Origin of the sequence: Herminiimonas sp. KBW02, assembly GCF_003852535.1 — a bacterium.
Lineage (GTDB): Bacteria > Pseudomonadota > Gammaproteobacteria > Burkholderiales > Burkholderiaceae_D > Oxalicibacterium.
Genome location: NZ_QAJP01000004.1, coordinates 1,010,382 through 1,031,438, shown reverse-complemented (window position 1 = coordinate 1,031,438; position 21,057 = coordinate 1,010,382). Strand labels below are relative to the sequence as shown.

Annotated in this window: 15 protein-coding genes; 13 read left to right on the top strand and 2 right to left on the bottom strand. The window is 49.0% G+C overall.

The features are described 5' to 3' along the window. Positions 1-177: 177 nt before the first annotated feature. The 5 genes from DBR37_RS09080 to DBR37_RS09060 all read left to right on the top strand — a co-directional run bounded on the left by DBR37_RS09080 (position 178) and on the right by DBR37_RS09060 (position 6,962). Positions 178-555: a hypothetical protein gene (locus tag DBR37_RS09080; RefSeq protein ID WP_124574102.1), complete on the top strand. Its 378-nt coding sequence runs from the start codon at positions 178-180 to the stop codon at positions 553-555. 71 nt (positions 556-626) lie between these two features. Then, positions 627-1,934: a TolC family protein gene (locus DBR37_RS09075; protein ID WP_124574101.1), complete on the top strand. Its 1,308-nt coding sequence runs from the start codon at positions 627-629 to the stop codon at positions 1,932-1,934. Then, positions 1,931-3,424 carry an efflux RND transporter periplasmic adaptor subunit gene (locus tag DBR37_RS09070; protein WP_124574100.1) on the top strand — a complete coding sequence of 498 codons (1,494 nt, stop codon included), beginning with the start codon at positions 1,931-1,933 and terminating at the stop codon, positions 3,422-3,424. The genes DBR37_RS09075 and DBR37_RS09070 overlap by 4 nt, the downstream gene beginning before the upstream one ends. After that, positions 3,421-6,573, top strand: a complete 3,153-nt coding sequence (locus tag DBR37_RS09065; RefSeq protein WP_124574099.1) for an efflux RND transporter permease subunit — start codon at positions 3,421-3,423, stop codon at positions 6,571-6,573. Before DBR37_RS09070 ends, DBR37_RS09065 begins: the two co-directional genes overlap by 4 nt. Positions 6,574-6,590: 17 nt before the next feature. After that, positions 6,591-6,962, top strand: coding sequence for a copper-binding protein (locus DBR37_RS09060; protein WP_124574098.1), 372 nt, complete (start codon positions 6,591-6,593; stop codon positions 6,960-6,962). A 97-nt stretch (positions 6,963-7,059) separates the two neighbouring features. Here DBR37_RS09060 and cadR read toward each other — a convergent pair whose 3' ends face one another. Continuing rightward, positions 7,060-7,467 (bottom strand): Cd(II)/Pb(II)-responsive transcriptional regulator, encoded by a 408-nt coding sequence (cadR, locus tag DBR37_RS09055; protein WP_124574097.1) that lies wholly within the window; start codon positions 7,465-7,467, stop codon positions 7,060-7,062. A gap of 84 nt (positions 7,468-7,551) precedes the next feature. Between cadR and DBR37_RS09050 the strand changes: the two genes are divergently transcribed. The 3 genes from DBR37_RS09050 (at position 7,552) to DBR37_RS09040 (ending at position 13,085) form a co-directional block, all read left to right on the top strand. Beyond that, positions 7,552-9,957: a heavy metal translocating P-type ATPase gene (locus DBR37_RS09050; RefSeq protein WP_124574096.1), complete on the top strand. Its 2,406-nt coding sequence runs from the start codon at positions 7,552-7,554 to the stop codon at positions 9,955-9,957. Next, positions 9,954-11,048 (top strand): signal peptidase II, encoded by a 1,095-nt coding sequence (lspA, locus tag DBR37_RS09045; protein WP_124574095.1) that lies wholly within the window; start codon positions 9,954-9,956, stop codon positions 11,046-11,048. Before DBR37_RS09050 ends, lspA begins: the two co-directional genes overlap by 4 nt. 108 nt (positions 11,049-11,156) lie before the next feature. Continuing rightward, positions 11,157-13,085 carry a cytochrome c/FTR1 family iron permease gene (locus DBR37_RS09040; RefSeq protein WP_124574094.1) on the top strand — a complete coding sequence of 643 codons (1,929 nt, stop codon included), beginning with the start codon at positions 11,157-11,159 and terminating at the stop codon, positions 13,083-13,085. Positions 13,086-13,356: 271 nt separating this feature from the next. On the opposite strand, the gene DBR37_RS09035 is transcribed toward DBR37_RS09040, so the two are convergent. Then, the gene (locus DBR37_RS09035; RefSeq protein WP_124574093.1) at positions 13,357-14,373 is read right to left on the bottom strand and encodes a DNA-binding protein; all 1,017 of its coding nucleotides are present in this window, start codon (positions 14,371-14,373) and stop codon (positions 13,357-13,359) included. Positions 14,374-14,616: 243 nt separating this feature from the next. Here DBR37_RS09035 and DBR37_RS09030 point away from each other — a divergent pair, with 243 nt between their 5' ends. The 5 genes from DBR37_RS09030 to DBR37_RS09005 all read left to right on the top strand — a co-directional run bounded on the left by DBR37_RS09030 (position 14,617) and on the right by DBR37_RS09005 (position 21,012). Beyond that, positions 14,617-15,729 carry a hypothetical protein gene (locus DBR37_RS09030; RefSeq protein WP_124574092.1) on the top strand — a complete coding sequence of 371 codons (1,113 nt, stop codon included), beginning with the start codon at positions 14,617-14,619 and terminating at the stop codon, positions 15,727-15,729. Positions 15,730-15,803: 74 nt separating this feature from the next. Beyond that, complete coding sequence (locus DBR37_RS09025; protein ID WP_124574091.1) at positions 15,804-16,736, top strand: site-specific integrase; 933 nt, start codon at positions 15,804-15,806, stop codon at positions 16,734-16,736. Positions 16,737-17,335: 599 nt separating this feature from the next. Next, complete coding sequence (locus DBR37_RS09020) at positions 17,336-18,583, top strand: nucleotidyltransferase (protein WP_233588319.1); 1,248 nt, start codon at positions 17,336-17,338, stop codon at positions 18,581-18,583. 485 nt (positions 18,584-19,068) lie between these two features. Continuing rightward, complete coding sequence (locus DBR37_RS09010; RefSeq protein WP_124574089.1) at positions 19,069-20,064, top strand: nucleotidyltransferase; 996 nt, start codon at positions 19,069-19,071, stop codon at positions 20,062-20,064. 9 nt (positions 20,065-20,073) lie between these two features. Continuing rightward, positions 20,074-21,012: an S-4TM family putative pore-forming effector gene (locus DBR37_RS09005; protein ID WP_124574088.1), complete on the top strand. Its 939-nt coding sequence runs from the start codon at positions 20,074-20,076 to the stop codon at positions 21,010-21,012. Positions 21,013-21,057: the final 45 nt, after the last annotated feature.

Below are 21,057 nucleotides of genomic sequence, written 5' to 3'. Positions count from 1 at the left end.
CGGATAGGCGCTATCCGAAGTCGTTAGTTCGCCTGACGTTATTCATTCGAAAATGTACGACTAGAATCCTTATCCTATCTGTAGAGATCGAATTTGAAGCTATGCATTAAATCACACTGAATTTCTCCTCTTTCATTAAATTAGGTTAGACTATATAAAACTTTGTAAGTACAGCTAATGCAACGCTCACTTTCATTATTTTCCCGTTCGATTGCCTTGCTCCTGGTCATGACTGTTCTGACCTCAGGAATAGCAATGGCTGCCTACGTCTGCCCGCAGACTTTGGTTTCGGTGCAAGAAATGGCAACGGGTGACATGCCATGTGCAGGGATGGACATCGAAAAGCCAGTTCATTGTGCTGAACAACAATCAGGTTCCGAACAAGCACTTGAGTATTTGGCAACAGCACCTTCGCTGACACCAAGCACCGTTTCTTTCATCATTCCGGCCGTTCTGCCGATTATTCCTGCCGTCTTGGCATCAGCTTGGACTAGCGCTCCTCTGGAATTAGGCGTAGACCCGCCTTATCTCCGAACTCAACGACTCCGCATTTGATTTAACCCTCAGTTGTTCCGCTGACCGGCAATGTGCCGTGGTCGGCGTTCGTCTTTACTACTGGGGGTTATATGTTTTTGCGTATCCACGCGCGACTGAATTGTCAGTCGCGCAATCTCTGTCGAGTCTGCGTTTTACTGGCGCTGACTGTTGGCACATCTCTTGTTCACGCCCAATCTAACGGGCTTACATTAAACGAAGCATTGCGGCTTTCATTGCAGCGGTCATCTCTGACCAAAGCTGCCAATGCTTCCGTGTCGGCCAGTCGCGAATCCGCGGCGAAAGCTGACCAGTTACCAGACCCGATGCTGAAAGTAGGCATCGACAATCTACCAGTGACGGGTAGCGACCGTTACAGCACTACGAGTGACTTTATGACCATGCGTAGGATTGGAATCGAACAGCAATGGGTCTCTTCCGATAAGCGTGCTGCACGTTCAGAACGTGCCCAACGCGCTGTCGAAATGGAAGAAAGTACATACCTAGAAACCATTGCCAAGGTAAGGGAAGAAGCAGCCAAGGCATGGGTCAATGTACTCTACGGCCAGCGCACATTGGCATTGGTCAGCGCAATGGAAAAAGAGGCCGCGGCAGACCTCAATGCGATGAATGCTGCACATCGTGGTGCCAAAGTAAGCGCTTCGGACGTGATGCAAGCACAATTGACGCTTTCTCAGGCGGAAGATGCAACGCGAAAGAACTCACAGGATTTAAGAAATGCACGCCTTGCGTTAAGCCGTTGGACCGGCATGCCAGCCGCTACTGTCGCGGACGAGACGCCTACACTGACCTCACATGTGCCTGGGTTGCCAGTAGAAGAACTTGAAAAATATCATCCAATGCTTTTATCTGCGCGTCGAGCGGTCAATCTGGCTGATGCCGACAGCACCGTCGCGACACGCGAAAGCCATCCTGACTGGTCGTTCGAAGCGTCATATAGTCAACGGGGTAGCCAGTACTCAAACATGGTGTCCTTTGGCATCAGCATTCCTCTAGCGGTTAATCGCGCACAAAAACAGAATCGCGACATCGCTGAAAAATCTGCCCTGGGTACCAAAGCCAGGATGCAGTACGAAGAGGCATTGCGTGACCTGCAAACTGAAATCGAGAATCAGTCATCCACTCTGGAAAGTCTCAAATCCCGTGTCGTGCAACTCAATACGCAATTGCTACCGCCTGCATCACAGCAGGTGGAGCTGGCAACTGCAGCTTACCGTTCGGGTGCCGGCAGTCTAAGTGCCGTTTTCAATGCGAAAAAAATGTTGTTGGAACGACGGCTGCAAATAGTTGAGCTTGAAAGAGAAGCAGCACTGACTTGGGCTGCGCTGGAATATCACGTGGTTCCACACGACATGGTGTCTGCAGGAGAAATGAAATGAAAACAAAATTCGCATTGAAAGCGATTGTCTTGGTACTAGCAGGTGCTGGTCTGGTGTTTGGCGGGTATTGGTTCGGGACACAAAGAAATATGGAGGGCGCAACTACATCCGGCGCGACAACCGGGAAAGTTGACCCAAAGACGGGGCGCAAAGTCCTGTACTGGCATGACCCCATGGTCCCGGGAAACAAGTTCGATAAGCCTGGCAAAAGTCCTTTTATGGATATGCAGTTGGTTCCGGTTTATGCGGATGAAGGTTCGGAAGATGGTGGGGTTAAAGTCAGTCCAGCACTTCAACAGAATCTCGGTATTCGCTTTGCAACCGTAAGACGTGAAGAAGTACGAGATGCATTTGAAATGGTCGGCACGACTCAGTTTGATGAGAGTGCATCGGAAGTCGTGCAAAGTCGCGTGACGGGATACATCGAAAAACTGTATGCCCGCTCACCTCAGCAACGCATTAAACGCGGAGAGGCAATTGCTTCTATTTTCGTTCCCGACTGGATTGCACCGCAAGAGGAGTATCTGGCACTCAAACGTGGTGGCAATACCGAACTGGCGGCAGCCGCTCGACAAAGAATGCGAGCGATGTCTATCCCGGACGGATTGATAAATCAGGCGGACCGTACCGGGCAATCACAAAAACACTACACCCTGACATCGCCAGTTACAGGTGTTATTACCGAGTTGTCCGTGCGCGATGGCGCGATGGTTGCGCCAGGTGTGACTATCGCGAAAGTTTCTGGTTTAAACAAGGTTTGGCTGGTAGCAGAGGTACCAGAGACGCTCAGCAATGCCGTGCGCTCCGGGATGACGGTTGAAGCGATGTTCTCCGGGGACACGAATAGAAAGTATAACGGCAAGGTTCGCGAAATCCTGCCGGGTATCAGCACTGCAACGCGGACCTTGCAGGCTCGACTGGAGCTGGATAATCGTGATGGCAGTCTTACACCTGGCATGCTCATGCGTGTTCGCCTGGATGCTGAGAAGCCAGTTTCGCGGCTTCTGATTCCGAGTGAGGCCGTGATTGCAAGCGGCAAGCAATCCGTCGTCCTAGTGGTTGGTGAAAACAACAGCATGCAACCTGTGGTGGTTACGACTGGCCGAGATACCGGCAACGATACCGAGATTTTGAGTGGATTGAATGAGGGGCAGAAAGTGGTCGCCTCGGGACAATTCCTTATTGATTCGGAAGCAAGCTTGAAGTCAGTGCTACCTAAGTTTGCTGGAAACAACCAGACAATGCAGCCGGCAGCATCTGCTGTTCACCGGGGCATAGGCACGGTGGAGAAAGTAACGCCAAAAGCATTGACCCTGTCGCACAAACCCATTCCGGAGCTTGAATGGGGGGCGATGACGATGGACTTTAACAAGTCAAGTCCTGAGCAATTCAGCGAAATAAAAGCAGGGCAGGAAGTTGAGTTCTCGTTCAAGGAATACGATGACGGCTATCTGCTCGAAAGCGTGAAACCGGTTGGAGGCAAGCGATGATTGCGCGAATTATTCGCTGGTCTATTACCAATCGATTTTGGGTACTACTTGCCGCGCTCGTCATCGCAGGATGGGGGCTCTGGTCGTTGAACAAAACGCCTTTGGATGCATTGCCAGACTTGTCAGACACGCAAGTCATCATTCGCGCTCAGTATCCCGGCAAGGCACCACAGATAGTGGAGGACCAGGTCACTTACCCACTAACTACGGCGCTGTTGGCCGTTCCCGGCGCCAAGACCGTTCGGGGTTATTCCTTTTTTGGTGACTCATTCGTCTATGTTCTTTTTGACGATGCCACGGACCAATACTGGGCTCGCTCCAGAGTGCTGGAGTACATCAGCCAGGTGCAAAGTCGCTTGCCTCAGGGTGTACGCGCAGAACTTGGGCCGGATGGAACTGGAGTCGGCTGGGTATTTGAATATGCGCTGGTCGACCGAACTGGGCAAAACGACCTCAGTCAGTTGCGAACATTGAACGACTGGTTTCTGAAGTTCGAGCTCAAAACCGTTCCAGACGTGGCCGAGGTCGCCAGTATCGGAGGCATGGTGAAGCAGTATCAAGTCATCCTCGACCCGGACAAGTTACGTGCTTTCGGTATCTCGCATGCAAAGGTGCTTGATGCATTGGCGAAGGCAAATCAGGAATCCGGTGGTTCGGTCGTCGAAATGGCTGAGACAGAATATATGGTGCGTTCGCACGGGTATTTGCGTTCACTAGAGGATTTTCGCAATGTTCTGCTCAACGCAAATGAGGCAGGGACACCTGTGTTGCTTCGGGATGTCGCGACAGTTCGCATTGGGCCTGAAATGCGGCGCGGGATTGCTGAGTTGAATGGCGAAGGTGAAGTTGCTGGTGGCGTCGTCGTCATGCGCTCTGGTAAGAATGCGCTGGAAACCATCAAAGCAGTCAAAGCAAAACTCGCTACTTTGCAAAGTTCGCTTCCTAAAGGCGTGGAAATCGTCACGACCTACGACCGCTCCAAACTGATTACCGCGGCAGTGACCAATCTGCGCGACAAGCTGATTGAAGAGTTTGTTGTGGTCGCACTGGTTTGCGCGATATTTCTATTTCATCTGCGTAGTGCCTTGGTCGCCATCATCTCGCTTCCTTTGGGCGTGCTCGCGGCTTTCATTGTGATGAGATACCAAGGAGTCAATGCTAATTTGATGTCGTTGGGTGGCATCGCGATTGCGGTGGGTGCTATGGTCGATGCGGCAATTGTCATGATTGAGAATGCGCACAAGCATCTTGAAGCCTATTCGCACGCACATCCAAATCAGGAAATTAGCCCGGGTGAGCGATGGGATTTGATTGCAGAGTCTGCGATTGAGGTTGGGCCAGCGCTGTTCTTCTCGCTCCTTATCGTTACGCTATCTTTCATTCCTGTATTTGCCCTGGAAGCGCAGGAGGGTAAGCTATTTGCACCATTGGCCTATACAAAAACCTACACCTTGGCTGCCGCGGCTGGCCTGGCGATTACGTTGATACCAGTATTGATGGGATACATGATTCGCGGGCGCATCCCGAGCGAGGCTGCGAATCCGATTAATCGCGTATTGATACGAGTGTATAGGCCTTGGTTAAATGCTAGCCTGGCGCATCCGAAATGGACGATTGCGATAGCGTTTATTGCTCTCGTCCTGACGGTGATTCCGCTGTCCAAGCTAGGTGGCGAGTTCCTGCCACCTCTGGACGAAGGTGATTTGCTGTACATGCCTTCTGCGTTGCCGGGATTGTCTGCGTCCAAAGCCAGCGAATTGCTGCAGCAGACAGACCGCCTCATTAAGACAGTGCCTGAAGTCGCTACGGTCTTTGGTAAAGCCGGCCGTGCAGAATCTGCAACCGACCCTGCACCTTTGGAGATGTTTGAAACGACGATTCAGTTCAAACCGAAAGACCAATGGCGTCCTGGTATGACATCTGCAAAGCTCATTGAAGAATTGGACCGGATAGTCAAGGTTCCTGGGCTATCGAATGTTTGGGTGCCGCCTATCCGTAACCGTATCGACATGCTTTCGACCGGAATCAAGACACCAGTCGGTGTGAAGGTGTCTGGTGCCGACCTAGGCCAAATCGACAGAATCGCCACGCAAATCGAAGCCGTCGTCAAAAAAGTGCCAGGGGTGACTTCTGCATTGGCGGAGCGCGTAAGCGGTGGGCGTTATATCGATGTCGATATCGACCGGGCAAAAGCAGCGCGATATGGCCTTGCGGTGACGGACGTGCAATCGGTTATCTCGTCCGCGATTGGTGGTGAGAACGTTGGTGAAGTTGTGGATGGACGCCAGCGCTTTCCTATCAATGTCCGCTACCCTCAGGATTACCGTAACTCTGTGCAAACATTGCGTGATTTTTCTATAGTCACAGAGAGAGGTGCGCAGGTAAGGCTGGGGGATATTACGAACATCAAGGTGACCGACGGGCCACCAATGATACGCAGTGAGAACGCGCGGCTTTCTGGCTGGGTCTATGTCGATGTGCGTGGGACCGACTTGCACACAGCGGTGAAGGCAATGCAGGCAGCAGTGGCAAAAGAAGTAAAACTCCCACCTGGATATTCCATAGGCTGGTCGGGACAGTTTGAATACCTGGAGCGAGCCGTCGCCAAGTTACAAACCGTCATTCCGCTAACGTTGGCGGTTATCTTCATTCTTCTGTATCTGGCGTTCCGTTCTACCTCGGAAGCGTTCCTGCTCATGTTGACTGTGCCTTTCGCACTTATCGGCGGCTTCTGGTTTGTGTGGTTACTGGGTCATGCCGTCTCGGTGGCGACTGCGGTTGGGTTCATTGCATTGGCGGGACTGGCGGCTGAGTTCGGCGTTGTGATGCTTGTGTATCTACGCAACTCCTTGAATCAAAAATTGCAGTCAGGCCAACCGCTGAGCAAGCAACTCATTGCGGAAGCGATACGAGAAGGAGCTGTACTGCGTGTGCGTCCCAAAGCCATGACAGTGGCAGTTATCTTGGCCGGTCTTATCCCAATTATGTTCGGCAGCGGTGCTGGCTCTGAAGTAATGCAAAGGATTGCTGCACCGATGGTGGGTGGCATGATTACCGCACCATTGTTGTCGCTTTTTGTGATTCCAGCGGCATGGCGTTTGCTTCAAGAACGCAAATTACGTTTAGCAGTACGAACCAAATCAATTTAACTACTAAGGAGTATCAAATGAAAAAATCGCTTTTAAATCTGGTAGCCGTCTGTGGATTTTCTTTGTTGGCTGTGGATGTCTACGCTGAACAAGGTAGCAAAGGTATGGACATGGCAGGTATGAAGATGGATGGCATGCCAGCGAAAACAACGAACACGACAGTCTTGGCGGATGGCGAAGTCAAAGCCATCAATAAGGAGAGCAACAATATTACTTTGAAACACGGGCGCATCAAAAGCACAACAGTTGAAATGGGGCCTATGACAATGTCGTTTCCAGTGAAAGACAAAGCTCTACTTTCCAATGTTAAAGCCGGTGATAAAGTGAAATTTACGGTTGAAAATGTAAATGGCGAGGCAATAGTAACTGTTCTATTAGTTCAAAAGTAATTAGGCACTTTGGTTTCGTCATGGAAAGCGGCCGGAGTGGAAGTTTCTCTACTCTGACCGCGGATTGATGACCGATAAGCGATCCTGCTACAGAAGTTCAATGGCAAGAACAACCTGTTAGTCCTTGTAAAATGCCGCACGTTTCTACATGCCGAACACCTGAACACCGTTTGCGTAATACGACCAATTGGTTCTCCAACTTCAACAGCGCTTCTACGCGGGTTTTGACCTCTTGGATATGGACATCCAAGAGCGCATTGACCTCGCTGCAGTCCCGATTTGGATTGTCCCGGAAGTTCAGTAATGTCTGGATTTCTCCCAGTCTCATGTCAAGCGAACGGCAATGGCGGATGAACTGCAATCGTTCTACATGTGCGTTGCTATATAGTCGAAAATTGCCGTCGCTGCGCGCTGGCTTTGGCAATAGTCCTTCCTTTTCGTAATAGCGGATGGTGACGATCTCACATCTCGTCCGTTTGGCAAGTTCACCAATTTTCATTTCCATGGTTCATCCTTATATATTGCTTGACTCTATAGTAGCTATAGGGTCTTTAATAAGCAATACGGAAATCTACATTAAGGAATTGCTATGAGTGATTGCGGTTCAAAGGGATGCGGCTGTTCGACCACGCCAATCAGTCAGCCCACCGAGCAAGTTGAATTGACGGATGGGCAGGCTCAAGCCGTCTACCGCATCGAGAACATGGATTGCCCCACGGAAGAAGCGTTGATCAGGGCTAAGCTGGCTGTGATGCCGGGCGTGCTCGATCTTGATTTCAATCTAATGCAGCGCACCTTGTCCGTGCGGCATGAATTGCCTTCGCTGGCCCCGGTTGAGCAAGCCTTGAAAGCCATAGGCATGCAAGCCGTACTTATGAATAAAGCTTTTGGGGAACAGACTACCAAATTGGTCATCGCCAAGATGGACTGTCCAACGGAAGAAGCGCTGATCCGCAAAAAGCTTACAACGGTGATTGGGGTGACAAATCTCGATTTCAACTTGATGCAGCGCACTTTGTTGGTGACTCATACTGCGCAAACCTTACCAGAAGTATTATCTGCGCTGAAATCACTGGATTTTGAGGCGCAAGTGCTCGATACGCAGATTGTCGCTTCTTCGCCAGCAGGTATCACAGACACGCCGACGAAATGGTGGCCACTTGGCATTTCTTTGGTCGCTGCCATGTCTGCAGAAGCAGTCTACTGGTATCACAGCGGCAACCATTGGGCAGTCGTCGTCCTTGCGCTTGTCGCCATCTTGACCGGCGGACTTTCGACTTATAAAAAGGGCTGGATTGCGCTCAAAAACCGCAACCTAAACATGAATGCCTTGATGTCTATAGCGGTCACGGGGGCGATGCTGATAGGGCACTGGCCGGAAGCGGCAATGGTGATGGTGCTGTTTACCTTGGCCGAGTTAATTGAAGCTAAATCGTTGGACCGAGCACGCAACGCAATTCGCGGCCTGCTTGATCTGGCACCAGAGCAAGCAATGGTGCAACAACCGGATGGTTCCTGGCGCGAAGAGGCTGCGAAAAAGGTGGTCATTGGTAGCAGGGTTAGGGTCAAGCCAGGTGAACGTATTGCACTCGATGGGGAAGTGTTGGAGGGGCGTTCTACGATCAACCAAGCACCAATCACCGGCGAAAGTCTTCCAGTTGAAAAAGCCCCTGGAGATCAGGTGTTCGCAGCCACTATCAACGAATCCGGTTCATTCGAGTATCGGGTTACAGCTGTGGCCACCGATTCCACATTGGCTCGCATTATTCACGCGGTAGAAGCTGCGCAAGGTAGCCGCGCACCGACCCAACGTTTCGTTGATCAGTTTGCGCGTTGGTACACGCCATCCGTGTTTGGTGTGGCGGTCGCGGTTGCCCTGATTCCTCCGCTATTCATGGGCGCTGCATGGCTTGACTGGATTTACCGTTCGCTGGTTTTGTTGGTCGTTGCTTGCCCATGTGCATTGGTGATTTCAACCCCAGTTAGTATCGTCAGTGGTCTTGCCTCTGCCGCACGTCAAGGTATCCTCATCAAGGGTGGTGTGTATCTGGAAGAGGGGCGCAAACTTCGCTGGCTTGCACTGGATAAGACCGGCACGATCACGCATGGTAAACCTGCGCAAACCGATTTTGTAGCGTGGGGCGATGAGTTGCCTGCCGACAGTCGTCGGATTGCCGCCAGTCTCGCATCGCGTTCTGACCACCCCGTTTCTAAAGCCCTCACGCAAGCCGCGAAAGACGACGTCGTTGCGCTTCATGAGGTTGTCGAATTCGCTGCACTACCTGGTCGTGGTGTTCGCGGCAGCATTGACGGTATCGTCTATCACCTTGGTAACCATCGAATGCTCGAAGAGTTAGGGCATTGCACCCCTGAATTGGAGAGCCGTCTCGATGCACTGGAGAGTGAAGGTAAAACAGTAGTAATACTGGTCGGGCCAAAAGGTGCGCGGGCTCTCATCGCGGTAGCTGACACCATCAAAGAAAGTAGCAGAAGCGCAATAGCCGATTTGCATGCACTTGGCATTAGCACCATGATGCTGACAGGCGATAACACACACACGGCACAGGCGATTGCCACCCAAGCCGGCATTGATCGTGCACATGGTAATTTGCTACCTGAAGACAAGCTGCGCGAGGTAGAACAGTTGGCGAAGATAGGTAAAGTCGGCATGGTAGGTGACGGGATCAACGATGCCCCCGCGCTGGCACGCGCTGACATCGGATTTGCCATGGGTGCCGCAGGGACCGATACAGCTATTGAGACGGCCGACGTGGCTCTCATGGATGACGACCTGCGCAAGATTCCGACATTCGTGCGGCTGTCACGTGCGACGGCTCGGGTTCTGATGCAAAACATCGTACTGGCCCTTGGCATTAAAGCGGTGTTTCTGGTGCTTACCTTCACTGGCAACGCGACCATGTGGATGGCGGTGTTTGCCGATATGGGCGCTAGTTTGCTTGTCGTGGGCAACGGTTTGAGATTGTTACGTAAATGAATTGGAAATTCGTTCTTTATGACTGGTATGGTTTTAACGTTACGTTGTTCCAAGCGGTTAACACTGGAACACCTGCCTCACTTGCGCCGTTGGTGTCGTTCTTTAGCTTCTTCGGAAGTTATTGGACAGCTCCTTTGCTACTGGCAGGGCTGTGGTGGTGGTCGAAAGAAGTAACCGATCCAGGTCGCGCGGACGCAGTTTGGCAGCGGCTCATTGGTTTTATTATTGCCTTCCTGTTGGGCTTGCTGGCCGCCACTGTATTAAAACTGGTATTTGACTTCCCGCGTCCGCCCGTCGTTCTTGGCGAATTGGTACGTGTTATCGGTGAGCGGGAACAAAACTATAGTCTGCCAAGCGGACATGCCACTTATTCGGCATTAGTTCTCGGCGTGCTTTGGCCTTTGGTGGGCCGCCGCGGCCACATCGGCTTGGTGCTCTATGCTGTTTTGGTTGGCTGGTCGCGCATCGCTGCAGGAATGCATTTTCCGGCTGATGTGGTGACGGGCTGGTGCCTAGGGTTGGGTAGTGTCGTTCTAGCCGGACAACTAATATCGCTTACCACTCCCGCGTGGCAGGTGATTCGCCACAAGTTGTTTTTAGTCTGGTATGCGGTGGCGGTTTGTGCCTTCATAGCTGACCAGCTCACAAAGCTCATCATCGTCCGCACGTATGCATATGGCGAACAGGTTGAAGTAACGCCATTTTTTAATTTTGTTCATGTGCTGAATCCGGGGGCTGCGTTTAGCTTTCTGGCAAACGCAGACGGTTGGCAACGCTACTTCTTCATCCTCCTTGGCTTGGCAGTTTCGGCTTGGCTGATGCGCATGCTGAAACAGGGGTTACCACGCCTCGAAGCTCTGGGATACAGCTTAATTCTAGGTGGGGCGCTTGGAAATGTCGCTGATCGTCTGTTACGGGGGCAGGTCGTAGACTTCCTAGATTTCCACTGGCAGAACACGCACTGGCCTGCCTTCAACTTTGCCGATGTCGCCATTATGTCAGGAGCGGCCTTACTTATCATAAGCACTCTAATCCAAGGCAAAGCAACTAACGTAAGCGCAACTGAGCGTCACACGCATTTGAAACCGTAGGTCAGTTTTGATGTTAATCAATACAGTCATGCGACAAATTTACGTCTGTTCTTTTCATACAAATGATTCAATCTTAGAATGTGAATAATTCTTATTTTTATATTCATCATGCATATCCGTTCAAAGTTTAGCCTTTTCATTACTGCCGTTTTCTTGGCTCTTTCAACCAGCGTTATTTCTGCTAATGCCCAAGATACGGTGACTCAAGAAAAGGTAAAGCAAATATGGCAAGTGCTGGATTACTTGGCAGTTGATTACGGCGCAGCGGTACAGAATGGCGTAGTGGTTAGCAAAGACGAATATGGCGAGATGCAGGAATTCTCTGCGAACGCAGAAAAGCAATTGTCCGAGCTACCAAAAACAGACGCTAGCGCGAAATTGGTGGCACAAGCAGGCAAGCTTCAAAGCATGATTGCTGCCAAAGCGCCTCCTGAAGAGGTGGGTAACTACTCGAGAGCTTTGGCAGCAGAAGTGCTCAAAGTCTATCCAGTGCCACTTTCACCAACACAGGTACCCGATCTCAAAAAAGGCGGAGCACTGTATCAAGCAAATTGCGCTTCGTGCCATGGTGCTTCAGGAAACGGTGACGGTCCGCTTGCTAAAAGTTTGAATCCTCCTCCGATCGCTTTGTCGGACAAAGAACGTGCTAAAGAGCGAAGTGTCTTTTCGCTGCAGCAGATTATTTCCCACGGTGTTGCTGGCACCTCTATGCCAAGTTTCGCTCAACTGTCTGAAGATGATCGTTGGGCTATCGCCTTTTTTGCATCCACCATGTCTTATACCGATGCTGATCGTGCGGCTGGTAAGAAAGCATGGACGGAAAACAAATCGCTCCACAATGCGGTACCAAATATCAACGCCCTAACGCAAGCCACTGAAACAGGTTTGGAAAAGCAGATAGCATCAAACGCACGTCCAATCTTGGCGCATCTCCGCAGCGAGCCAGACCAATTGATGGCCTCTAACGAGGACAGTCTTGCATTGGCGAAGAAGCGCTTGTCAGAGAGCGTTCAAGCATTGCAAGCGGGCGACAAAGCAAACGCATCTCGACTGGCTCTTTCTGCCTATCTGGATGGCTTTGAAATTGCTGAGCCGGCGCTCGCTGCTAAAAATAAAGAGCTGTTCAATGATTTGGAAAAGGGCATGGGTGCGTTCCGCGCAATTGTGAATCGTGGTCAACTTGACGAAGCAAAAAACGCGGAACAGCAACTGCAAGTAAAGCTGACCCAAGCGCAAGACGCATTAGCCACCGCTACAGATGATCCGCTTGCAACATTCCTTGGCGCCTTCACCATTCTTTTACGCGAAGGTTTGGAAGCACTGCTGGTTGTCGTCGCGATGGTCGCATTTTTGAAAAAGGCAGATCGACGTGATGTGCTGGTATACGTCCATGCTGGTTGGATTGTGGCATTAGCCGGTGGCGCCGTCACTTGGGCTGTGGCGACTTACCTGGTTGATTTAAGCGGCGCAAGTCGCGAGATGACGGAAGGGTTCTCGGCAATATTCGCCGCGGTTGTTCTTCTTGGAGTCGGGATTTGGATGCATCAGAAAAGCATGGCGGGACGTTGGCAAGCATACGTGAAAGAAAAACTATCCTCGGCACTCAATCGTCGCTCAGCGATGATGCTTTTCCTCTTATCCTTTGTAACAGTTTATCGCGAAGTTTTTGAAACAGTCCTTTTCTATGCGGCACTTTGGACCGGTGGAAATGGTATTTATATGTTGCTCGGTATGGGCGCAGCAATTCTGATATTGACTGTGGTTGCATTTGTTTTGCTTCGCACTTCAGCTCGTCTTCCTATCGGGAAATTCTTTGCTGCCAGCTCAGCACTAGTGGCAATACTGGCCTTCGTTATGGTTGGCAAAGGAGTGGCAGCATTGCAGAAGGTTGGTGTTTTCGAGATTTCCCCACTCCCGTTTCCACAAATAGAACTGCTCGGAATTTTTCCAACTATGCAAACGGTCGTTGCGCAAACATTGATAGTGGCAATTATTATCGCGAGCGTTGTTTACAACATTCGGTCAGCTAAAACGTAGAAGACTAAGACCGCCGTGATTAATACCTTTTATAAGATAGGGTCACGTCAGATTTCTGTTCTTATCTCCAGATTATTTGACCGATTCTATCGGGCTAATACAGCGCCTCCAAATTCTGCATCCTGTACTGGATTGGGCTTAGCCATTGCTTAATCCAGTATGCTTTTACATGGAAAGAAAGGAAAAGCAACAAGTGTAAAAATGGATTTACCACTTTCGCCTTATCATCATCCAAGTATTGATCCTGAAAAGGCGTACATAAGAGCTGGACTTATTTTTCAACTGTGGATTGCTGCGTCCAGTGCTTTCTGATCTGTTCATGGACTTTTTCCTGAGCTGCGAGCGCCGCGTTGGATGCGGCCAGGGCCAACTCTAAGCGATGTGCCTCTTTGCCCATTTCATTTGTCTGCAGTAATGTGTCGAATACTTGCTTTACAAGCTCTTCTATACGCACGTCTTTTTCGCCAATCTGAAGTTCAAGCAGCGCGTTTCGTTGTAGAGCTTCGTGCCATTTTTCTAATTTTTGCCCGGCCTCTCTTTCTTGATTTTTGAGCTCGTAAATAGATTTCTGCGCGTGCGACAAGTCGGTTACTAGTCTCGCGCCTTCTTGATTAAGCCGAGTGACCTCATCCTGTTTGACGATCATACTTTGCTGCAACTGGCGCATTTCAGCCTGCAATTGTTGAACTTGGTGTTCATGACGGCGTTGATCCTGATCTCGCTGCTCCTTCATCGATTGGCGATAATGCTCCAACGCCTCGCGCGAGTGACGATGCTTTTCTTCTAATGAAGCGCGATATGACTCGTTTTCTAGTAAGCGTTCCTTAAGATTTATAACCTGTTGATCCGCTGCGCGTCGAACAAGCTTCTCTTCTTGGAGGAGCTCTAGCATCTCAGATTTTGATGTTTGCTCCTGGAACAGATCAGCCTCAAGTTGGCCAATTTGGTTACGCAGGGCAGCAACCGTGTTTTGAAGCTCAGAAATTGCGGTGATGTGCTCGCGATTTTTCTCGTCACTCTGCGTAAGAATCTCTTCAATTTTGGAGTCGGCTTCGGTCTGCAATTGAGCCGCCAAACGATTCACGATATCCAATAGAGATTCACTTATCGACGGAGCAGGGCGGTCAGCTGCATCATCTAACTCTTTGAGATATTTATGGATGGTTGTCTTAGATCCAGTATTGCCAAGAGCGACTCTTACCGCATCGACAGAGGGATTGATTTGCTGAGCCAATAATGAATCTCGGGCTTTTTTTACATCCGATTTTAACAATCCTGAGCGCGCCATAATTTTCCCATTTACAAATAAGATAATGTATTACGTAATACGTAATTACATACTAATTTAACCCTTATATTTCACTCATTCAAGATTAAATTAAGATTGGGTAATATTAAGTTATCCGATGTGATATTGATTTTAGTTGTCGTGCGGCAATAATTGAAGTGTAATGGACCGGTTACTTCCTGATTAACTAGTACCGGGATCTCATGTGAATTGGCGACCACCCGGCTTTCTTTAAGGCTGACAATGCAAGCTCCAAACACATTTACTTTGCCTCAAGACCTGCTTCCGGAATTTGGCACCTTCGCGGATGAGCTCATTCAACTAACCCCTTCCGAAACTGTGCTAGGGCAGGGTGTAAGGCAACTTGTTAAAACGAAATCCCTACTAGATCTCCTCACCAAAGAAAGAGGAGGCTCCGCTGTAGTTGGCCAAGTGATGGGATCCCATTATTCTTATGGAACGATAGACGCATACAGTTATGTGCATGCCTTGTTGCCATTCTTTCGCTCACCACGGGAGCGCAGCAAAGAATCTGCGGATTACAAGGCGCTGGTTTCTCCGGAAATAACAATTGGGGAAAGCTGGAAATGGACACCAGAGAGCGAAACAAAAGAACACAACGATGCGGTGGTAAGGGCATCATTCAATGCACTCGTGGAAGAGAAAAGTTCACACGCCGCCAGTTATACCCTTATCCCGAAGTTGGGTCTGGTCTTGGCTGCAGAGGGCAAAAATCGGGTCGCATTATTTCGGAAACTCGATTTACCAATCCCTGCATTGGTAAGCGATCAAGACTACCCGGACGCAAAACGAATTCGTCTTATTTATCTTGACAGAGCAACGTTTGCCATTCTCGATGATCGTTACGTGCAACGCCTGGCTAGTCCTGAGTTAACTCGAATAATTCTGGAGCCATATGGCGTCAAGGTAGAAAAAGTTTGGCCAGAATCTTATCCATCTTTGGAGCGGATATTTGAAGCATTCGACCGTAAAGCATACTCGGCCGACAGCAGATTTAACGACATTGATATGCAACCAGTTCAGTATCGGCAGTTGGCCGACGAGACGATCATTCCAGCGTCGTTAATGGATTTTGAAAAAGGCCTAAGACCGTCGTTGCTCACGATTTTCTATGGATTTGCTATCGCTCTAATGTTGTCGGTGATTACAGGCATGTTTTGGGAAGTACGATTGCTATCGACGATAACTCTTTCATTGGCCGTGACTTGTTATGCCGCGTTAATGCTTGCATTCGCGCCACTATTTCGCTGCCAAGTCCAACAACTCGGAGAAGATGCGGCCCAGAGGCATCGGCTGGATTTAATTGAGAAATATAGTCGAAACAATCCATATTAAGAATGGCCCACTGACGACCGCGCGATAGCCAATTCCGGGAAGTATTAGCTGAGTTTTTCGGCTAAGCTATCGTGATGAACAACGTTGATCACTATCTCTATGCTGCCACGCGCGAGAACACGCGTAAAAGTTATCAGGCAGCCGTTCGACACTTCGAGGTAGAGTGGGGCGGTTTTTTACCTGCAACTGCGAACAGTGTGGCGCGTTATCTTGCGGACCATGCCGAATTACTATCGGCAAATACGTTGCGCCAGCGTTTGGCGGCACTAGGCCAGTGGCACATCAACCAGGGCTTTCCAGATCCAACGAAAGCGCCGATCGTGCGGAATGTGTTTCGCGGTATCCGTGCGTCGCATCCATTGCAGGAAAAACAAGCAAAGCCTCTTTTGCTAGCAGAGGTAGAGCAAGTAGCAATATCCCTGAGTACTGCCGCTGCTCAAGCTCAAGAAATGGGGGACCGGCCACTGTCTCTCCGCCTTAAACGAAATCATGCACTTTTGCTCATCGGATTTTGGCGCGGATTTCGTGCTGATGAGCTGACCAGGCTCGCGGTTGAGAGCATTAGCGTGACGCCAGGAGAAGGCATGATTTGCTATCTTCCACACACGAAAGGAGATCGGCAATATCGCGGAACGCCATTTAAGGTGCCCGCGCTGGCTAAGTTATGCCCTGTGAGTGCCTACCAAGATTGGCAAAATGCGGCCCAACTAGAAGAGGGACCTGTTTTTCGAGCCATTGATCGGTGGGGGCATGTAGGTGAGCGGGGCATGCATGTCGATAGCATAGGACCGCTTCTACGTTCAATCTTGTCTGAGAACGGCGTTGTATCAAGCGAACTCTACAGCAGTCACTCTTTGCGTAGAGGATTTGCAAATTGGGCTATTTCCAGCGGATGGGATATCAAAACATTGATGTCGTACGTTGGATGGAAAGATGTGCAGTCTGCCGCTAGGTACGTAGATGCAGCAGATCCTTTTAGAAACCATCTGCTTTCGAGCGTTTCGTAACACTGTATCAGGGCGCTATAGTAGGTAGCGACGTTCATTCCGAATGCGAAAATCGCGACTCTCAACTAGTGCAGAAATGCACGCACCCTCAAAAAATCGACTATAACCACTCAAGGGGCGCATTTGTCAAAAAATAGCCACCACCCCCTCACTCGCCCCCAAAACCGCTCAATTGTGTCTTTTATGGCGTTAGGAAGCGCATTTAATTTTTCACTGTAAAAAAAAACAGTGAAACCATTAGCAATCACATAAAGAGAGTGCTAATATTGCCGAGCTGAAAACAAAAAGTCGAAGACGCCTCTCGACGTCTCCGACTTTTGACTCAAAGCACCACGGCTCCCAAACAATGCTCCCGCGAAGAAACTTGTTTGGTAAATTTTTAGTACTTAAAGCGGTCTGCATTATATGAGCGAGAAATCTGTGACGTAAAGCTTTTAAATGTAAATGTTTTTATATTGCAACATTTACTGGTCAAGATCAACCGGCTTGTTTCTGTAGTCGCTTTGGCATAGAGAAAGGACTTATATGCCTCAGCATTTGGCCGATTGTCGCCAAGACAATCTAGCATTTCATTTGGATCACTTCCTCAGAGGTGGCAAATGAAACGCGATATTTTCCCTCCCCAAAAACACGGCTACTCTGGCCGTTCGAGCTCAGCATTTTTTAGATTGGCCGAAGTCATTGGGAAAAGCAATGAGCCGACCCAAACTCAATTCTCGATTCTTCAACGTGCTTACGAAAGCACTGCAGAGCACCTGGCAGAATCCACGTCCTTCAAAGACCAATTTGAAGAAATCCACGCGCATGGATCGCGGCAACTAGGCACCTTGGTCAGGCCGCGTGATGAAGGACGAGATGGCTTCGACGTTGATTTGATTGCCCGCCTGCCTCACTCTGCATACTATTTATATAGTGATACCGGCGGGCCGTCACGATTACTAATGAATTTGTTTCAAGCATTGCAAAGCTATGCCGACAAACATCAGTTACAGATAAGGAAATGGGAACGTTGCGTTACGCTCGAGTATGCGAGCGGTATGACCGCAGATATCGCCCCGGTTATTGACGCGCCTCAGCATGCCACCGCATACGGTGATACACACGCCTTGATTCCAGATCGGGATCAGCGTGCGTTCCACTCCACAAATCCTCGAGGTTACGCAAAATGGTTTGATCAGGTGGCGGCTATTTCGCCAATATTTACGCTAGTGGAGCGATCTATCAGTGCTATGGATTCTGTATATAGCTCGACCGAAATCGCGCCATTGCCTGATGCACAGGAAGTTTTCCAGCGCATGCTATGCCGGCTGGTTCAGATGGTGAAGTTACATCGGAACGAGTTTTTCTTCGGAAAGAAAGATGCCCCCAGCTCGACCTTTATCACTACATTGGCGGCTCTGGCCTATGAAGACCAGGCGCGAATTCCTCACGAAACTCCGTTGGACTTATTGCTTGATATCGTGCACTCGCTGCCACTATATTTTTCTAGGGAACCGGTAGGGCATCGTCTCGAAGAATGGCGCTTAGACAATCCATCTACCAGCCGTGACAACCTGGCCAGCGGGATGAATACACCTGCGCACCAAGCTGCATTTTGGGTCTGGCATGCGCAGTTGGTTGGTGACATCAAAGACCTGGTGATATCTATCGAGGATAGGGCTGGATTCGATATTCTTCATAAAAAAATCCAACGTGTGTTCGGCGATCGCGCGGCCCGTGCGATACAACAAAATCAATTGGAACATCGAAATACTGAACGCAAAGCTGGGACGGTCACTTTGCTCACTGCTTCAGCAGTTCCGATGACTATTGGATCAAAGAGTCATAACTTTTTCGGGAAGCCGTAATGGCTTTTCACCGAAAGAAAATGCCCACTCTGGCTGAGAGGGCATGGGAACTTCGCCAATTGCACTTGCCAGACTCTCGCGTTGAGCTACGTGGCGGCCGTGAATTAATTTTCTATTTTGCGGTATCTCCGAGTGATTACTCGCGGCTTTATCAATGTACGCTTCATATCAAAATGGGAGATCCATTTCCGTGGGTGGTTGTCCGCTCACCGGATCTTCACGCACTGACAATTGACAAAATAATTCCGCATATATACCCATATGAAGGGAAGGGAACCAAGCTCTGTTTGTGGTGGCCATCCGGACATGAGTGGAATCAACAAATGAAGCTGCGTGAGACTTACATTGCATGGACAGTTGAGTGGCTGAGCTATTTTGAAGATTGGTTAGCCACAGGAATATGGGAAGGGGGTGGGAAGCACCCTGACGATAAATGTATCGCCAGGCACGTAATAGAAGGTTCACGCTGCGCAGGAGATACTTAAATGGCGACAACAACGATTGCCGCGTTCGATGATTTTCTACGAGATCAAGTCAATCTGGATTCAGCCATTACTGACACAGCCCGACGAAGCAGGGATTGGTTGATGGATCGTATTCATGGGTTTCCTGTCGTTGATCAGTTCTTCCCTAAGTTGTATAACGAAAGAGATATATTTTTTGGTTCGTTCGAACGAAGAACAAAAAAAAGACCGCTGGACGACATCGACATCATGATTGGCCTACACGCGGATGGAGCAACTTATGAAGAGTATGGCGGCAAAATATTTATATCAACTACGAATGAGACTTCTGCACTCTTCAAACTTCGATTTGAAAATAGTAACTACATAAATTCAAAACGTGTAATCAATAAGTTCGTGAATGCGTTATCAAACATACCGCAATATGGCAATGCGGAGATTGGTCGAAAAGGAGAAGCTGCAGTATTGAGCTTGAATTCGTATCCATGGGTGTATGACTTGGTTCCCTGTTTTTATACTAGTCCGGATGTGAATGGAATTGAGTTTTATCTGATACCGGATGGAGACGGGAATTGGCAAAAAACAGATCCCCGAATTGATCGGGCGAGAGTTACTCGACTGGAAAGAAGTCGCGGTAAAAATCTGCTTGATGTAATCCGCCTCGTAAAATTTTGGAATCGCCGCCCAACGATGCCGTCACTTCCGTCATATCTGCTTGAAAATATGGTGCTGGATTATTATGAGCAATCGATTTGCAATATCTATCCTGATTTAGAGTTTAGAGACGTCATAAATTACATTCGAAGCGCTGTCTATCATTCGGTATTTGATCCGAAAGGTATTCAAGGTGATTTGAATAATGTTGCCTGGACAGAACGAGTTGAAATAGCCACTAGATGCGCTTTGGATTATGCAAAAGCCCTCGAAGCTAGGGAATTCGAATCTAAAGAAGACTATCGGGGTTCCATCAATAAATGGAGAGAAATTTTTGGCCCCACATTTCCTACGTTTGGTTAAGTGACAGCGATGAATAACATAGTAAAAAAACAGAACAGTGAAACTTCTATTAAGCGTCTTGCTGCTCAAAGTGCATTGTACTCAAGTGCAAAAAACTTTCTCGCGGCGCAGTTCGTTTTTAGCGTACCCGTTGCTGTCTTAATTGCGTTTGTCGCCTTAACGTTAGACAAAGAGTTGTTTGGTCTCCCCAAGACAGACATAGCCTGGTTTGTAGGACTCTCTTCTGGAATGTCTTTTCTGTTGATAGAGCTTTATCTCAATCCTGTAATGAATTATAAAAAGGAAACTGCGGCAAAGATTCAACAATATTTTGACTCAGATGTACTTGGCATTCCAATGTGCAATATCACTTATGGAAAACCGCTGGATCAAGAGATTGTTGAGGTATGGGCAGAAGAATCTTTTACCAGCGGCACACCAAAAGAAGAGTTTACCAATTGGTATCGAGTTGAGGTCGATGCCTTGCCGATGGAAGTGGCTCGCATTATCTGTCAACGAGCCAACTGTTGGTGGGATGAGGATCTTCGGCGTCGCTATAATAAAATGATTCGCGTTGTTGGCATTGCTCTCTTTGTCGTGATTCTTATTATTGTTCTCGCATTGGATTGTACGATTACTATAATTCTCGGACTGATTGTTCCATTGATTCTGCCATTCGTCTCGGTTGCATCTAAAGTAATACAAGAGAATCTAGAGGCCATAACAAGACTTGCTTCAATGCGTGAGGCCATTAACGATGTTTGGCAAAGAATCTTGACTAATGTTGCCACTAACGAAGAATTGATAGGATTCGCAAATACGATACAAGCGGGCATCTATAACAACCGCAGAAATAATCCACTAGTTTTCGATTGGATACACCGACGCTCAAAACGAAAACATGAAGACACCACAAGTGCAACTACTGCGTCTTATGTGGCTGAGTATCGGCGGTCACGAGCATCTTGACGGAGGTCTGGATTGTTTATGCATGCAATTGATGACTACCACCCG

Bases quoted from the DNA above. Each gene is read 5' to 3' on its own strand.
- DBR37_RS09080 (WP_124574102.1), top strand. From the start codon at position 178: ATGCAACGCTCACTTTCATTATTTTCCCGTTCGATTGCCTTGCTCCTG.
- DBR37_RS09075 (WP_124574101.1), top strand. From the start codon at position 627: ATGTTTTTGCGTATCCACGCGCGACTGAATTGTCAGTCGCGCAATCTC.
- DBR37_RS09070 (WP_124574100.1), top strand. From the start codon at position 1,931: ATGAAAACAAAATTCGCATTGAAAGCGATTGTCTTGGTACTAGCAGGT.
- DBR37_RS09065 (WP_124574099.1), top strand. From the start codon at position 3,421: ATGATTGCGCGAATTATTCGCTGGTCTATTACCAATCGATTTTGGGTA.
- DBR37_RS09060 (WP_124574098.1), top strand. From the start codon at position 6,591: ATGAAAAAATCGCTTTTAAATCTGGTAGCCGTCTGTGGATTTTCTTTG.
- cadR (WP_124574097.1), bottom strand. From the start codon at position 7,467: ATGGAAATGAAAATTGGTGAACTTGCCAAACGGACGAGATGTGAGATC.
- DBR37_RS09050 (WP_124574096.1), top strand. From the start codon at position 7,552: ATGAGTGATTGCGGTTCAAAGGGATGCGGCTGTTCGACCACGCCAATC.
- lspA (WP_124574095.1), top strand. From the start codon at position 9,954: ATGAATTGGAAATTCGTTCTTTATGACTGGTATGGTTTTAACGTTACG.
- DBR37_RS09040 (WP_124574094.1), top strand. From the start codon at position 11,157: ATGCATATCCGTTCAAAGTTTAGCCTTTTCATTACTGCCGTTTTCTTG.
- DBR37_RS09035 (WP_124574093.1), bottom strand. From the start codon at position 14,373: ATGGCGCGCTCAGGATTGTTAAAATCGGATGTAAAAAAAGCCCGAGAT.
- DBR37_RS09030 (WP_124574092.1), top strand. From the start codon at position 14,617: ATGCAAGCTCCAAACACATTTACTTTGCCTCAAGACCTGCTTCCGGAA.
- DBR37_RS09025 (WP_124574091.1), top strand. From the start codon at position 15,804: ATGAACAACGTTGATCACTATCTCTATGCTGCCACGCGCGAGAACACG.
- DBR37_RS09020 (WP_233588319.1), top strand. From the start codon at position 17,336: ATGAAACGCGATATTTTCCCTCCCCAAAAACACGGCTACTCTGGCCGT.
- DBR37_RS09010 (WP_124574089.1), top strand. From the start codon at position 19,069: ATGGCGACAACAACGATTGCCGCGTTCGATGATTTTCTACGAGATCAA.
- DBR37_RS09005 (WP_124574088.1), top strand. From the start codon at position 20,074: ATGAATAACATAGTAAAAAAACAGAACAGTGAAACTTCTATTAAGCGT.